Genomic DNA, 15,414 nt, shown 5'->3' with positions numbered 1-15,414 from the left:
TTGCATCAGGAGGCGGGTGCGGGATTTTCCCGTAGCGCCGCCAGCAAAGCCGCGGTTCCGGCACCGCGGCAGTCCACTATTGTTTTAGCGCCCAAGGTCGCGGCCATCTCGGCCACACGAGGGCTGGGTACGAGCAAGGGTAGTTCACGCAACGCGGGCCAGTCGGATCCCGCCAGCTCGTGCAACGACTGCAAACCCTGCCCACTGCTGACCACCATGGCATTCAGCCGTTCCGAACGAAGGGTTTTAACCAGCGCCCCTTGGGGATAGTCAGGCAGGTAGCGCCGATACAATTCGAGGCTGTCCACTTGAGCGCCACGGCGACGAAGCGTCTCGGTAATATGCTCGCGCCCGCCTTCACCGCGCAAAATGAGGACCTTTGGCTCAGTCACATCGAGCGCCTCGGCCAAGCGCGGTAGAACCAGCAGCGCTTCACTATCGTCACCGCTAGCAGGCCAGCTGACATCCAGACCGTAGTCTTTCAAGATGGCACCGGTGGCGGCGCCGACGCTGAACCAGACCTGACCGACCGGCGGCTGCGGCCAGTACCCATTGAGCAGCTCCAGGCTCAGCCTGGCTGCTGGCTTGCTCACCACCACCACAGCACAGTACTGGTCCAGTTTCAGCATCGTGGCGCGCTGCTCGGCCGCCTTTCCCAGCGGCTCGATGGCGAGCAGCGGCAGGCTGGCGCTATGGATACCGGCCTCGGACAGCGTCGCAGCAAGGGCGAGGCATTCTTCAGCGGGACGCGTCAGTAGCAGACGCCAGCCGCTCACGCCTTGCCGGCCTCGCCGTAAACGTCCTGCAGAATCTTTGCCGCTCCCTGCGCCAACAGTGCTTCGGCAACCCGCACTCCCAGGGCCTCTGCCTCGGCCGCCGGGGCCCGATCTTCGGCACGCAGCAGCAAGGCGCCGTCCGGCTGACCAACCAGGCCACGCAACCACAGCTGATCGCCTTCAAGCACTGCATAGCAGGCAATCGGCACCTGGCAACCGCCGTTCAGATGGCGGTTCAGCGCTCGCTCGGCACTGACACGCAGCGCCGTTTGCGGATCGTTCATGCACTGCAAGAGCTGGTGCAGCTCGGTATCGCCGGTGCGACACTCGATGCCAACCGCGCCCTGGCCACCTGCCGGCAGACTGTCCTCGACACTGATGCTGGAGCGGATGCGCTCACCAAACCCGAGGCGAATCAGGCCGGCGGCGGCGAGGATGATGGCGTCGTATTCGCCAGCGTCGAGCTTGGCCAGACGGGTGTTGACGTTGCCACGCAGGAACTGGATCTTCAGGTCCGGGCGCCGCGCCAACAGCTGCGCCTGACGACGCAAGCTGGACGTGCCCACCACCGCGCCGGATGGCAGCGCATCGAGATTCTCGAAATCATTGGAGACGAAGGCATCACGTGGATCCTCACGTTCGCAGATGCAATACAGGCCAAGCCCCTCAGGAAATTCCATCGGCACGTCCTTCATGGAATGCACGGCGATATCCGCCTGGTTCTCCATCAGTGCCGTTTCCAATTCCTTGACGAACAACCCCTTGCCACCGATCTTCGCCAGCGGCGCATCGAGCAGCTTGTCCCCGCGGCTGACCATTGGTACCAGGCTGACGGTCACCTCGGGATGAGCGGCTTCAAGGCGCGCCTTGACGTATTCAGCCTGCCAAAGGGCCAGCGCACTCTTGCGTGTGGCGATGCGAATTTCGCGAGACATGGGCGATTCCTGCAATTGAACTGCCGCCGATGATAACAGGCCGGGCCTCGCCACCGGGCTGGCCCGAAGCAAGGAAAGGCGACAGCGCATGCCCAGCGCCCCGTACGAAACGGGGGCTGTTCCAGACGTTCACGCCTGCGGCTAAAACGCGATTCAGAGGTTCTGCATCAATTTGCGGACGCCAGCGACATGCCGCCGACTGACCGTCAGCGGTTCGCCTTCGAGGCCCTTGAGAAAAAGCTGGAAATGACCAAGCGGGGTGCGCTGCAGCCGCTCGATGCGGTCGCGAAAGACCAGCGCATTGCGGTGGATCCGCACGAAACGATCGCCAAACTCGTCCTCCAGCGCCTTCAGCGGCTCGTCCAGCAACACCTCCCCGCCTTCGTGACGCAAGGTGACGTACTTGTGATCGGCAATGAAGTAGATCACCTGAGGCAGCGGAATCAGCTCAATGCCTTTGCGGGTCCGGGCGCTGATGTGGCTGCGCGGCCCGGTACCAGAAACGGCCGCAGGCCGGGTAAGGGCAGCGAGTTGAACCCGGTTCGGGCGCTCGGCCTTTTTCAGTGCCTCGGCGAGGTGTTCCGGACGTACCGGCTTGACCAGATAGCCAACCGCGCTGACCTGGAAGGCATCCAGCGCGAATTCATCATGGGCCGTGCAGAAAATCACGGCGGGGGGCGCATCACGTTCGCAGAGCTTGGCTGCGACCTGAAGGCCATCGAGGCCTGGCATACGGATATCCAGCAACACGACATCGGGACGCAGTTCCTCAATCAGGGACAGCGCTTCCTCGCCATTGGAGGCGGAAGGTTCCAGGACACGATAGCCGTCAAGGTCACCTACCAGTCGGGCAAGGCGCTCGCGGGCTAGAGGTTCGTCATCGACAATCAGCACATTCATATGGATCTGGCTTCCTGCTTTTGTGTCGCACACGGATAGCGTAGACAGATGGAGTAACGGGCGTTACGCCGCTTCACGCTGAGACTCGCTGCGGGACCGAAAAGTGCCGTTAGTCGTGCGTCTATATTGTGCAGAGCCTGCTGAGTGCCCCGGGACGGCAGCGTTTTAGCGGTGTCATCGAACGGATTGCTGACCTCCAAATGAAACACGCCATCGGCATAATGCGCCGCCACGCAAACCACCCCACCCTCGATTCGCGGCTGTATCCCATGAATCAGCGCGTTCTCCAACAACGGCTGCAAGGTCAGCTGGGGAATCGGCAAATCATCCGGCACGCCATCGACCTGCCACTCGACCTGCAGCCGCTCGCCCAGGCGGTAGTGCTCGATCGACAGGTAGCGACGCGACAACTCCAGCTCCTCGCACCAGGGCACCAGTGTACCGGGACGCGCCAGACTGGCACGGAAGAGGTCGGACAGATCGAGTACCGCCTGCTCGGCCTTGCCCGGATCGGTCACTACCAGACTGGCGATGCTGTTCAGGCTGTTGAACAGAAAATGCGGACGGATACGCGCCTGCAGCGACTCGATGCGCGCCTTGAGCTCTGCCTGCTCCTGTCGCCGCCATTGGCTCTGCAGATAAAAATAGCGCAGCAGCAACCCGGACATGATCAGGCTGATCAGCGCGTGTCGCAGATACAGATTCACCTCGCCGACGCGCGTCAGCGGACCACCCAACTGGTAGATATCGGCCACCGCGGTACACGCCAGCGTCAACCCGACCACAAGAGCGCAGCAGACGAGCCCCGCCATCCAGGGCGACAATCGCGCCAGTAGCGGCCGCAGCTGGCAAGTCAGGCCGGCCGCCAGCAGCATCACCCACTGCACGAACAGCGACGTTAACGCCAGGCGCATCCAGTTGAAGCCCGGCTGCATCGGCTCGGCCAGCACCAGGACGAGCACCAGTAATTCGGCAAGCAAAACCAGGCCGAGCAGCGCTTCAGGCTCGCACAGTTCTGGCACGAAAAAATCATCCGCCGGAGCGGCGGCACGTGGCCGGTTAAGCCTTTTTATTTGCATGAATCGAGTTTCCGCGCGGCCAGGGCCCACGCAATGAACAGACCGAAAGGCGCGGAATGCGCGTGAGCTGCATGCGTAGTCTATGCGACCTGCTGCGAATCGGTTGTGATCGACCTTCGCAACTTCTTAGTGCGACATCGGATACTCAGCCGGACGGCAAAAATTAATTAAACAGATGGCCGAACGTGCCGATATCAAAATAGTGGCATAACAATATCAATAAACCCCATCAACCACTGACTGCCGTTGCGGCAGGAGGTATGAGCCGTGCTGCTGTTTTCCTCTTTGCGTAGCCGCTTGCTGCGTCCGGTTTTCCTCACGTTGCTTGCCGCCGTCATAGTCCAGGTAATGGTCGCCCTTGCATTGACGCGCGGCACAATCGGGGCACTGGAGCAGGAGATGCAAGAAAGCCTGAGCGCTGACGCCGCGCGCCTGCTGGGCGAGCTCCAGTCCGCTGATGTGGAAGTACGCAACGGGTTATCCAGTCTGTCGGAACGCATGCAGGGCGACCTCGCGCAGGGCCTGACACAGCGGCTCACCGCCGAGCAGACGCAACTGCAGGAGGTGCTTGAACGCCACCTCAAGCAATCAGGCGATGACTTGGCCGTTCTGCTGGCTGGCGTCGCGCCCTCGGCGATCTGGGACAACGATATTCCTGCCCTGACGGAGTTCGTCAGGATGGCCCACCAGAACCCGGCTGTGGTCTTTGTCGTCTACTTCGATGCCGATGGCAATCAGCTCACCCGCCATCTGAATCGCAAGGATCCGAGGGTCAAGGCATTGCTGGATAAGGGCGATGGTCGCACCGCATTCGACAAGGTCCTGTCTGCGGCCGAGAACGATCCGGCGTTCTACCTCGCGAAGACCGCCATCAACCCCAAGGGTGCTGAGATCGGGCAGGTTATTCTCGGCCTTTCTACATCAGCGGTTAGCACCGAGCTCAGCGCGTTCAACAGCCGCTTCCAGACGCTGATCACCGGTACCGCGAGCCTGGTCGAAACAGGCCTCGCCGCCACCGCGAGCGACAGCGCGAAAATCCTGGGAGCACGCCTAGCCGCGGCTGCCGGCGTGGCCGAAACCATCGATGCGAACAGCCAGAAGGCCGTAAAGCGCTCATCAACCACCCTGCTATGGCAAATCAGCCTCGGCCTGGCGGTGACCGGTGCCTTGCTGCTGGTTGCCGTCACCCTGGTGTTGGGCCGCCAGGTGCTGCGCCGCCTGGGCCTGCTGGTGACAGCGCTGCGAGGCCTGTCGGCAGGCCACGGCGATCTCGCCCAGCGCGTGGAGATTCATAGCGCTGATGAAGTGGGCGACATGGCCGATGCGGTCAACCTGTTCCTGGCCAAGCTTCAACCCATCGTCCAAGAGGCGCGTGCCATCGCCGTGCAGACCGGCGCCGAAATCGACGCGCTGGGCACCCGTAGCGCCTCGGCAGCGGCCTCCGCCGGACGCCAGCGCGATGAGGTCGCCGGCAGCCTGCAGGCGCTCGCCGAGATGACTCGCCACGCCCAGGAGGACAGCAGGGCGATGCAGGCCGCCTTGGAGCAGGTCGCATCAATCCGCAAGGCCGCAAGCGACAACGAGGCGATATCCAATCAGGTCGAAAAAACGATCGAAGCGCTCGGCGAAGGCGTACGGAGCAGCGCTGGCGTGATCGAGAAACTGGCCAAGCAGAGTGAGCAGATCGAGGTGGTGCTAACGGTTATCCAAGGCATCGCCGAGCAGACCAATCTGCTCGCGCTGAACGCTGCCATCGAAGCGGCACGCGCCGGCGAAAGCGGTCGCGGCTTCGCCGTGGTGGCGGACGAGGTACGCGCGCTTGCCAGCAAGACCCAGCAATCGACTGGCGATATCCGCGCGCATATCGAGAGTCTCCAGCGAGGCGCCCACGATGCCGTTTCGGCGATCAGCAGCACCGGCCAGCAGGCCGACAGCGGCCTGGCTTCGCTTACTAACAGCCGCGAGCTTCAGCGGGCCTTGCAGCTCGCCGTGACGCAGGTACACGACGCCGTACAGGAAGCGACACGTGGCGCCGAGCGGCAGGCTGGCACCGCGACCAGCGTACGCGAACGCGTACAGGTGATTTTGACCGAGGCCGAGCGATCCGCAGAAGCGGTCACCGCCACCGCCGCCAGCGGCCGGGAACTGGGCAAACTGGCGCAACGGCTCGACGCCAGCCTCGGCCAGTTCAGGGCCTGATCCAGACTAGGGGCTCTGCCCAGCAATCCCATTTGAAACCCGTCGGTGATGCTTACCCCACCGACGGCTCGCCGGCGTGATGCGCAGTCGGCCGGCCCGGCGAGGGGTCACTGAACCCTGTTATTATTCAGCCTTTCTTTCGCCCATCCGATTCAGCGAGCGCATTCATGAGCACCGACAAGACCAACCAGTCCTGGGGCGGCCGCTTCAGCGAGCCCGTCGACGCCTTCGTCGCCCGATTCACCGCCTCCGTCGAGTTCGACAAGCGCCTCTACCGTCACGACATCATGGGCTCGATCGCCCACGCCACGATGCTGGCGAAGGCCGGCGTGCTGAGCGATGCCGAACGCAATGAGATCATCGCCAACCTCCAGGCGATCCAGGCAGAAATCGAAGCCGGCACCTTCGACTGGCGCGTCGACCTGGAAGACGTGCACATGAACATCGAGGCACGACTGACCAACCGTATCGGCGTCACCGGCAAGAAATTGCACACCGGCCGCTCGCGCAACGATCAGGTCGCCACTGACATTCGTCTGTGGCTGCGCGACGAAATCGACACCATCCTCGGCGAAATCACCCGCTTGCAGCAGGGCCTGCTGAGCCTAGCCGAGGCGGAAGCCGACACCATCATGCCCGGCTTCACTCACCTGCAGACCGCTCAGCCGGTGACATTCGGCCATCACCTGTTGGCCTGGTTTGAGATGCTCTCGCGAGATTACGAACGCTTGGTCGACTGCCGCAAGCGCACCAATCGCATGCCGCTGGGCTCGGCCGCGCTGGCCGGTACCACTTACCCGATTCAGCGCGAGATAACCTGCGAATTGCTGGGCTTCGAGGCAATCTCCGGCAACTCGCTGGATGGCGTCTCGGATCGCGACTTTGCCATCGAGTTCTGCGCTGCCGCCTCGGTGGCGATGATGCATCTGTCGCGCTTCTCCGAGGAGCTGGTGCTTTGGACGTCTGCGCAGTTCCAGTTCATCGACCTGCCCGACCGTTTCTGCACCGGCTCATCGATCATGCCGCAGAAAAAGAACCCCGACGTACCGGAACTAGTGCGCGGCAAGACCGGCCGCGTGTTCGGCGCGCTGACCGGCCTGTTGACGCTAATGAAGGGCCAGCCGCTGGCCTACAACAAGGACAATCAGGAAGACAAGGAACCGCTGTTCGACGCCGCCGACACGCTGCGTGACAGCCTGCGTGCCTTCGCCGACATGATTCCGGCGATCAAGCCCAAGCGAGAAATCATGCGCGAGGCGGCACTGCGTGGTTTCTCCACCGCCACCGATCTGGCCGACTACCTGGTGCGCAGGGGGTTGCCGTTCCGCGATTGCCACGAGATCGTCGGTCACGCGGTGAAGTACGGTGTCGATAGTGGCAAGGACCTGGCCGAAATGAGCCTCGACGAGCTGCGTCAGTTCAGCGACCAGATCGACGACGACGTCTTCGCCGTACTGACTCTGGAAGGCTCGGTCAACGCCCGCGACCACATCGGCGGCACCGCGCCGAATCAGGTGAGGCAGGCGGTCCAGCGCGGCCAGACGTTGTTGGCCCAACGATAAAGCGGACGCCGGAGCGAAGCGAACTTCACTCCGGTACGGTTACCGCGCCAGCAGCCGGACGGGTAGCGAATCCGGAACTCTCGAGGCGTAACCGGGACTGTACTCGATAGCCAGCGCGACTATCCCGTCGCGCTGATCAGCCATTCGAGAGCCTCATGACCGACCTAAGAACCCTACTACTGAACCAGGACACTCAGGGCGCTGAAGTCTTCGATTCGCCCAAGGAGCGACTGACGTTCTACCGCTCCGAAATTCATTTCGAATCCGGCGTGCTGAGCGAGCGAACCAGCTCTTACCTGTCCTCCCAATCGTTCCTGATGATCGCCTTCGCGTCGTCCATGGCCAATACCAACCCGGAGTGGGGCAGCCTGTTTCGGCTGGTGGTTCCGGCAATCCTGGCTGGGCTCGGCCTGCTGACATCCTTTCACGCGATGCCAGGCATCAAGGCCAGTTTCGAAGTGATCGAGCGCTGGCATCAGAAACAGGCCGAGCTGCTGCAAATCGAAGGGCATGCCGCCCTGCTGCCAAATCAGGAATCCGCCCTCTTCGGCGAGGGCAACAGTCCGGCAGGAGGCCATCGCTACAAGCGCACCCTGCTCTTCTCGTTGCGTACTCCACTGATTTTCGCCAGTGTTTGGGCGCTGTTTGGCGCCTTTTGCGTCGTGTTGTATTTCTTCGGCTGATCAGAGCCAGTCACGGAACTTGAACCAGGCGTAGGGAATGATCGCCGATATGACCATCATTCCCAGGGCCATCGGGTAGCCGAACGGCCAACCGAGCTCGGGCATGCGCTCGAAGTTCATCCCATAGACCGTCCCAACCAGAGTCGGTGGCAGGAACAGCACGGCGGCAATGGAGAACACCTTGATGATGCTGTTCTGCTCGATGCTGATCAGGCCCAGGGTGGCATCGAGCAGAAATGCAATGTCACCGAGCAGGCGCGCCTGGTGTTCGCCCAGCGAGCGTACGTCCCGCTCGAGCGCCTTCAACAGCCCCTTGGCAACACCCTGCCCGCGCTCGCCAGCGCGTAGGCGATAAAAGGCAATCAGCCGACTCGAGCTGAACAGGCTTTCACCCAGCTGTGACAGCAGCGAGCGATGTTGCCCTAGCTGCTGAATGATCTGCTGCAGATCCCTGCGCTGCTCCTTTCGCTCGTCGAAGATGCGCCGTGACAACGTCTGCAACTCGATCTGAACGCTTTCCAGCACATCGGCAATGCGATCGACCACGGCGTCGGCCAGTGCGAGAAAGATCTGATGATTGGTCGCATAGCTAGAGGGCTGTCGCGAAAGCGTGACTTCGAACTGGCGAAACGCACTGAGCTCACTATAACGGACCGTCACCAGGCTGCGCTTGGTGAGGACGAAGGTCACTTCGGCATTTTCCGGACGCCGTTCGGCGATCCCCATCACGACCGTCGTGGTCATGAAGATGGCACCGTCCTCATCATAAAAACGCGATGAGTCCTCGATTTCCGCCAGTTCCTCGCGGGTCGGAATATCCAGCCCCAACGCCGATTCGATGAAGCGCTCCTCCTGCTGGTCTGGCGAAAGCAGGTCGACCCACAGGACGTTGTCGGGCAACGTTTGCAGGTTATCCGTAACGCGCCGTACCAGCGCGCCATTTTCTAGGCAGTACAGAGTGATCATTGCGGTAGTCGGGCTCTCGATAGTCCATAGTAGGAGTAGAAACCGCACCAAGCGAAGCGTTCAGGCAGCCCCACCGCCGATGCCAGCTTGCCGCTACTCAGCGAAACACGCTATCGAGATCTTCCCTGACGAGAGTTGCGACATGACCGATGCTACTTCCGACGACGATGAAACTTTCGCCGAAGAAACCCTGATCCAGGCGATCGAGAACCAGCTTGAAGCTGGCGAGCCCGCCGCCACGCAGGCTACGCTGAACAAGCTGACGCTGGTCGGCTACGAGCGCGACGAGATACTCAAGATGATGGCTTTGGTGCTGGCCCACGAGATTCGGCAGATGCTCGAGCAAGACCGTCCATTCGATACCGAAGGGTACGAAACGCAGCTGCGCGACCTGCCCGATCTGCCCGAATAACCCGAACGCACGTCTGCCTGACCCGCCGACGCGGCAGGCACGCGCAGAGCATCTACACTTCGCAAACAGGGCCCAGACCCACCACCCGAGGATCAGACATGTCATACACCCCCGAACTGGTAGCCGAGCTGGAAATTCTTCGCCTGTTCAACCTGGACAACACACTCGAAGGTCTCAAGGTCCATCATGATGCCGGTCACACAGCCATCGCCGCTGCCCAGCGTCTGCATGCCAAGGGGCTGACAACCCAGCCAGACGGCGGTTACCTGACCAGCCTCGGTCGCGATGCCGCCGAGCATGCGCAAGTCCTGTTGACCATTCTTTCGGAAACTGTCCCAGCCTGACGACTCAGTCGGTGACGCCGCAGTACGAGTACCGCGCCTGGAGCGTTCGCCACAACGCAACCCAGCTGCCAGTCGGCCACAGCGGCCGTTGCGGCTTTTCCTTCCAGCCTTCGCACATGTTACTTTTCCGCCCTTACTGCTCCATCAGGGCGGAATCCCATCCGTTTTTCACGAACTGTCTGAATGACTCGCCACCAGGAAATCCGCCCCGTACTCGAAGAGGGTATCGACCGCAAGGTACTCGGCGCGCTCCGCGAGCGCTTTTTGTCGGTGAATTCCGGTCGCCTGGAGCGCACCCGACTGGCTATGTCGCCACGCCAGCAAGCAGTACTCAAGCTGTTGCCGCTGCTGTTTCATGTCAATCATCCGATCCTCCCGGGATACGTCTCGGGCACTGCGCCAGCCGGGCTGTCCGGCTTCGAGCCGGACGCCGAAACCCTGGCGGAGGCCCAGCGCCTGAGCCGTTCGTTTTCCTACAAGCCGCTGCGCGGCAAGCCGCCACAGCCGATCCTCGGCCTGTTTCTGATGGGTAGCCTTGGCACCGTCGCGCAGGACGAGCAGAGCGATCTGGATGTCTGGGTCTGCCACGACCCTGACTTGTCTGAACAGCAGCTCGACGAGTTGCAGCGAAAATGTGATCAGCTGCAGGCCTGGGCCGCCACCCAGGGCAGCGAGGCGCATTTCTTTCTGGTCGACCCGGTGCGCTTCACCCTGGGCGAACGCGAGGCGAAACTGACCTCCGATGACTGCGGCACCACCCAGCATTACCTGCTGCTCGACGAGTTTTACCGCACCGCCATCTGGCTTGGCGGCCGCATCCCGCTCTGGTGGCTGGTGCCGGATTACGAAGAACATCGTTACCACGACTACGCCCGCACGCTGCTCGACAAACGCTTCGTGCGCAGCGATGAGGTGCTGGATCTCGGCAGTCTCGGCAACATTCCACCGGGAGAGTATTTGGGCGCGGGCCTGTGGCAGCTCTACAAAGCCATCGAATCACCCTATAAGTCGCTGTTCAAGCTGCTGCTGGTTGAGGTGTATGCCAGCGAGCATCCACAGGTGCGGTGCCTGAGCCTCGATTTCAAGCAGGCGGTTTACGCCAACCACCTGGATCTAGACGACCTAGACCCCTATCTCGTCGCGTACCGCCGTATTGAACAGTATCTCGCCGGCCGCGGCGATCTTGAGCGCCTGGCCCTGCTGCGACGCTGCCTGTATCTGAAAATCAACAAACCGTTGAGCCAGCCACCAGTGAGTCGCAACAAAAGCTGGAAGCGGCGCCTGCTCGAACGCCTCATCCGCGACTGGGCCTGGGACGAGCGTCAGTTCGCCCTGCTCGACCGCCGCAGCCAGTGGAAAGCTCGACAGGTCGATCAGGAGCGACGGGCGCTGGTCAACGAACTGACCTATGGTTACCGCTTCCTCAGCGAGTTCGCCCGACGCCTACAGATCACCAGCAGCATCAATGGCCGCGATTTCGGCGTGCTCGGCCGGCGCCTGCATGCTGCCATCGAGCGCAAGGCGGGCAAAATCGAGGCGATCAACCTCGGTATTTCTCCCGACATGGCCGAACACAGCCTGACGCTGGTGCAGGGCTACGATGCGGTCGGCGACATCTACTGGGCGCTCTATGAGGGCAATATGAGCGCCCGGGAAGTCGCAAACTTCTCGCCGTTGAAGCGCTCCCGCGACCTGATACCACTGCTCGGTTGGTGCCATCGCAACGGCATCGCCGACACCGCCACCCACATCGCGCTGCACCCGGGCGATAGCGGCCTGACCGAGGCCGAGCTGTTCTCACTATTGACCGACCTGCGCCAGGCGTTTCCGATGCCGCTCACTGCCGTGGCAGAGCCTGCTCTGTTGACCGCGGCCATACCGACCCAGGTGCTGCTGCTGATCAATATCGGGCTCGACCCGTTCAGCCCCGAGTACCCACTCTCGCTCGACGAGCGCAACGATCCGTTCGGCTATGGGGCGGCGCGGGAAAATCTGGTTTTAACGGTTGACCAGCTCACTCTGAACAGCTGGAACGAGTTGATCGCCAGCCGCTACGAAGGCGCCTCAGCGCTGCCCGAGTGCCTGCGCGATTACCTCGACGCGCTGCCCGCGAACGGCACACGCCCCGGTTTGCAGGTGCGCTGCTTCTGCCGCCATTCCGGGCTGGCCATCGCGCGGCGGGTGGAAACGCTCTTCAGCGACGCCCAGAGCTGCCTCGACGAAGCGAGTGATGGGCGCTACCTGCTGCAGGTTCGTCAGCAGTTCCATATGTTCGACCTGACCCCAGGCAGCGTCCGCCACACGAAGCTCGGCGACCTGCAGGCGCTGGTTCAATATTTGGGCGAGGCACACCAGCGGGACCGACCGGTGCGCGTGGATCGTCATGCGCTGGAAGGCGAGGACCTCTCGCTGATTCTGGCTCAGGCCAGAACGCAATGCCTGCAGGTGTTCTATCGCGTGCAGGGGGCGCTCGCGGAGCTGACGGTGCTGGACGAGTTCAACGCGCTGTGGCGTCAGCAGCTGGTTTATCGCGACGAACAGAGCCTGTTGACCCCGCTGCTGCGCTTCCTGCAGTCGGTGAGCTACCGTCGTACCACCCAGCTGCCGTTCGAGGAGCACCGACTCGCGGCGATGGAAATCCTGTTCTACCGGCTCCAACAATCCGCACCGGATCGCCCTTTGTCTATCGAGCGAAGGGCGGCGCCACGCGAGGAAGCCAGCGATCCGTTTTACGATATTCAGGCAATCATTGAGCCCAGCGAAAAAGGCCGTTCGCAGGTCACGCTGTATTGCAACCACCAGGAATTCTCTAGCCTGGAATACGGCGCCGAATTGTTCGCCGCCGTGGCCCGTTACATTCTCGCCCAGCGCAGTGGCGGCGAGCGCTACCCCTGCTACATCACCGACTTGGATCTGTCCGGCCTGCACGCCAGGGGGCAAACCCAGACCGTGCAGCACCTGCGCTACAAGGCGCATCTCGAAACTGCACTCAATCAGGCGCTACGGTCGGTCTGACCAGGACCGCGCGATGCCGCCAACGCGCATTACAAATTAACGTCACCAGCCGCTTCCGGCTGATATTCGACCGCCAGCAGGGTGAGTTTGAGGATCTTGCCGCCAGGTGTCGGCCAGTCGATATGCTGACCGACGCTCATGCCCAGCAGCGCAGTGCCAACCGGCGCCAACACCGAAACAGTGCCCTCCTGACGAGCGTCCTGTGGGTAGACCAGCGTCAGGTGATAATCCTTGCCACTGCCTTCTTCGCGGCAATGGACACGAGAATTCATAGACACCACGCCAGCGGGCAGCTCGCTGCGCTCCACCACCTGGGCACGGGACAGCTCCTCCTCGAGCGCCTCGGCGGCCGGACCGTAGTCAGCCAGGCCATCGAGCAGCCGCTCGAGCCGCTGCAGATCGGGTTGGGTGATGATGATAGGCGGTGCACTGGTCATGGCTCCGGGTGAGCTCCTTTAGAAAGTAGACTGGCAAAAAAAGCAAAACCCCGCCCGAAGGCGGGGTTTTTAAACCTGAACTCGACCCTATCACAGCCCATTAAATAAGCAAGGGGGGCCAGATCAAGGTCGCTCGCAGCGACCCAGGTCAGGTAACGTCTCGTCTCATAGCTCCTCGAAGTCGAGCCCTTCGCCACCCTGTTCCTGCGTGACGCGGGTCAAGAGCTCGCCAAGGCGCTCGTCATTGGAGTCGCAGATCCACAACGAGGACGCTTCGTCATAATCGAAGTGGAAGCCGCCCGAGCGCGCCGCCACCCATAATTGGCGCAGCGGCGGCTGGCGGCTGAAGATAAGCTGCGTGCCGTTTTCGAAACGCACCGTAAGGACGCCACCAGAATTTTCCAGGTCGACATCCATACCACTGTGATCGAACACATCTTCGATTTCTTCCTGCGCGGCGTCGACAAGATCGTGAAACCGGGCTTCGCTCAGACTCATGAATCGATTTCCTTCGGTACGGGTTGTACGGCGGCACCAGGGCCACCGACGTTGCCGGCGAGCTTAGCAGGCCACCGCCGCGTCTAGCGAGCGACTGTCCGACCAGCCGCTCGGCGCCGGTGCCAGCCAGCGCGGCCGAATAGGCAATCCGACGGGTGCTGGGTATACTCCGGCCCATCGATTTTTCTAGGATTGCACCCCAATGAAGCGTCTATTGCTTCCACTCATTGCACTCGCGGTTCTCGCTTCCGCACTTACCGGCTGCGGCCAGAAAGGCCCGCTTTATCTCCCGGACGACGAGGCAACCGCCAAAGAACGTTCCAAAGACCGTTTCGAACTGTAAAGGAGGCATTCCATGGAGGCCTTCTCGTACCGCGACGGTCAACTCTTCGCGGAGGGTGTGGCGCTGCCCGCTCTCGCGCAACGCTTCGGCACCCCTACCTACGTCTACTCGCGCGCCCATATCGAGGCTCAATACCGCGCCTATGCCGATGCCCTGACGGGCATGCCGCATCTGGTCTGCTTCGCCGTCAAAGCGAACTCGAACCTGGGCGTACTGAACGTATTGGCGCGGCTTGGCGCCGGCTTCGACATCGTTTCGCGCGGCGAACTGGAGCGCGTGCTGGCCGCTGGTGGCCTGCCGGAACGCATCGTATTCTCCGGCGTCGGCAAGACCCGTGACGACATGCGCCGCGCCCTGGAAGTCGGCGTGCACTGCTTTAACGTCGAATCCACCGAGGAGCTCGAACGCCTGCAGCAGGTTGCCGCCGAGCTCGGCGTGATGGCACCGGTGTCGCTGCGGGTCAATCCCGACGTCGATGCCGGCACCCATCCGTACATTTCCACGGGTCTCAAGGAAAACAAGTTCGGCATCGCCATCGCCGATGCCGAAGCGGTCTACCTGCGAGCGCACGAGCTGAGCAACCTTGACGTGGTCGGCGTCGATTGCCATATCGGCTCCCAGCTCACCAGCCTGCCGCCGTTCCTCGACGCGCTCGACCGCCTGTTGGCACTGATTGATCGCCTGGCGGTGCGTGGTATCCGCATTCGGCACCTGGATCTGGGTGGCGGGCTCGGCGTGCGCTATCGCGAAGAGCAGCCGCCACTGGCCGGCGATTACATTCAGGCCGTACGCAAGCGCATCGACGGGCGCGATCTGGCATTGGTGTTCGAGCCCGGTCGCTCGATCGTGGCCAACGCCGGCCTGTTGCTGACCCGCGTGGAATACCTCAAGCACACCGAGCACAAGGACTTCGCCATCGTCGATGCGGCAATGAACGACCTGATCCGCCCGGCGCTGTATCAAGCCTGGATGGATGTGGTACCGGTGCAGCCGCGTGAAGGCGAAGCCCGTCACTACGACATCGTCGGGCCGATCTGCGAAACCGGCGATTTCCTCGCCAAGGAACGTTCGCTGACCCTGGCCGAAGGCGATCTGCTGGCCGTTCGTTCGGCCGGTGCCTACGGTTTCGTCATGAGCTCCAACTACAACACCCGCGGCCGTGCAGCCGAGGTGCTGGTAGACGGCGACCAAGCCTACGAAGTGCGCCGCCGCGAAAGCGTGCAGGAGCTATACGCCGGCGAAAGCCTGCTGCCTGCCTGAGGCCA

At 62.2% G+C, this 15,414-nt stretch carries 14 protein-coding genes and 1 pseudogene; 8 read left to right on the top strand and 7 right to left on the bottom strand.

Annotated elements, in window-relative coordinates; genetic code table 11:
• Positions 1 to 5: 5 nt before the first annotated feature.
• The 4 genes from H3028_RS07670 to H3028_RS07655 all read right to left on the bottom strand — a co-directional run bounded on the left by H3028_RS07670 (position 6) and on the right by H3028_RS07655 (position 3,690).
• Positions 6 to 776 (bottom strand): uroporphyrinogen-III synthase, encoded by a 771-nt coding sequence (locus tag H3028_RS07670; RefSeq protein WP_181296435.1) that lies wholly within the window; start codon positions 774 to 776, stop codon positions 6 to 8.
• Entirely contained in the window at positions 773 to 1,711 is a 939-nt protein-coding gene (gene hemC / locus H3028_RS07665; RefSeq protein ID WP_181296434.1) for a hydroxymethylbilane synthase, read from the bottom strand. The genes H3028_RS07670 and hemC overlap by 4 nt, the downstream gene beginning before the upstream one ends.
• 153 nt (positions 1,712 to 1,864) lie before the next feature.
• Positions 1,865 to 2,611, bottom strand: coding sequence for a LytTR family DNA-binding domain-containing protein (locus H3028_RS07660; protein ID WP_168426065.1), 747 nt, complete (start codon positions 2,609 to 2,611; stop codon positions 1,865 to 1,867).
• Positions 2,608 to 3,690 (bottom strand): sensor histidine kinase, encoded by a 1,083-nt coding sequence (locus tag H3028_RS07655; RefSeq protein WP_181296433.1) that lies wholly within the window; start codon positions 3,688 to 3,690, stop codon positions 2,608 to 2,610. The genes H3028_RS07660 and H3028_RS07655 overlap by 4 nt, the downstream gene beginning before the upstream one ends.
• Positions 3,691 to 3,957: 267 nt before the next feature.
• On the opposite strand from H3028_RS07655, the gene H3028_RS07650 reads away from it, so the two are divergent.
• The 3 genes from H3028_RS07650 (at position 3,958) to H3028_RS07640 (ending at position 8,134) form a co-directional block, all read left to right on the top strand.
• Positions 3,958 to 5,889: a methyl-accepting chemotaxis protein gene (locus H3028_RS07650; protein ID WP_181296432.1), complete on the top strand. Its 1,932-nt coding sequence runs from the start codon at positions 3,958 to 3,960 to the stop codon at positions 5,887 to 5,889.
• A gap of 167 nt (positions 5,890 to 6,056) precedes the next feature.
• On the top strand, positions 6,057 to 7,451 hold the full coding sequence (argH, locus tag H3028_RS07645) for an argininosuccinate lyase (protein WP_181296431.1): 1,395 nt from the start codon (positions 6,057 to 6,059) through the stop codon (positions 7,449 to 7,451).
• Positions 7,452 to 7,606: 155 nt separating this feature from the next.
• Positions 7,607 to 8,134, top strand: coding sequence for a hypothetical protein (locus H3028_RS07640; protein WP_181296430.1), 528 nt, complete (start codon positions 7,607 to 7,609; stop codon positions 8,132 to 8,134).
• On the opposite strand, the gene H3028_RS07635 is transcribed toward H3028_RS07640, so the two are convergent.
• Positions 8,135 to 9,100, bottom strand: a complete 966-nt coding sequence (locus H3028_RS07635; RefSeq protein ID WP_181296429.1) for a magnesium transporter CorA family protein — start codon at positions 9,098 to 9,100, stop codon at positions 8,135 to 8,137.
• A 157-nt stretch (positions 9,101 to 9,257) separates the two neighbouring features.
• On the opposite strand from H3028_RS07635, the pseudogene H3028_RS07630 reads away from it, so the two are divergent.
• The 3 genes and pseudogenes from H3028_RS07630 to H3028_RS07620 form a co-directional block, all read left to right on the top strand.
• A pseudogene (locus tag H3028_RS07630) lies at positions 9,258 to 9,512 on the top strand (hypothetical protein); the annotation flags it as partial.
• Positions 9,513 to 9,610: 98 nt separating this feature from the next.
• Positions 9,611 to 9,856 (top strand): TIGR02647 family protein, encoded by a 246-nt coding sequence (locus tag H3028_RS07625; RefSeq protein ID WP_168425454.1) that lies wholly within the window; start codon positions 9,611 to 9,613, stop codon positions 9,854 to 9,856.
• Positions 9,857 to 10,039: 183 nt separating this feature from the next.
• Positions 10,040 to 12,871, top strand: a complete 2,832-nt coding sequence (locus H3028_RS07620) for a class I adenylate cyclase (protein WP_181296427.1) — start codon at positions 10,040 to 10,042, stop codon at positions 12,869 to 12,871.
• 29 nt (positions 12,872 to 12,900) lie between these two features.
• On the opposite strand, the gene rnk is transcribed toward H3028_RS07620, so the two are convergent.
• Both rnk and cyaY read right to left on the bottom strand, forming a co-directional pair.
• Positions 12,901 to 13,308: a nucleoside diphosphate kinase regulator gene (rnk, locus tag H3028_RS07615; RefSeq protein ID WP_181296426.1), complete on the bottom strand. Its 408-nt coding sequence runs from the start codon at positions 13,306 to 13,308 to the stop codon at positions 12,901 to 12,903.
• 165 nt (positions 13,309 to 13,473) lie between these two features.
• On the bottom strand, positions 13,474 to 13,806 hold the full coding sequence (gene cyaY, locus H3028_RS07610; protein WP_181296425.1) for an iron donor protein CyaY: 333 nt from the start codon (positions 13,804 to 13,806) through the stop codon (positions 13,474 to 13,476).
• Between the two features lie 202 nt (positions 13,807 to 14,008).
• Between cyaY and H3028_RS07605 the strand changes: the two genes are divergently transcribed.
• Both H3028_RS07605 and lysA read left to right on the top strand, forming a co-directional pair.
• Entirely contained in the window at positions 14,009 to 14,149 is a 141-nt protein-coding gene (locus H3028_RS07605) for a lipoprotein (RefSeq protein ID WP_019341253.1), read from the top strand.
• Between the two features lie 12 nt (positions 14,150 to 14,161).
• Positions 14,162 to 15,409, top strand: a complete 1,248-nt coding sequence (gene lysA / locus H3028_RS07600; protein ID WP_181296424.1) for a diaminopimelate decarboxylase — start codon at positions 14,162 to 14,164, stop codon at positions 15,407 to 15,409.
• The last annotated feature ends 5 nt before the right edge of the window (positions 15,410 to 15,414 follow it).

It is taken from the genome of Pseudomonas sp. Q2-TVG4-2 (assembly GCF_013620795.1).
GTDB lineage: Bacteria > Pseudomonadota > Gammaproteobacteria > Pseudomonadales > Pseudomonadaceae > Stutzerimonas.
This window is presented reverse-complemented; position numbering and strand designations above follow the sequence as displayed.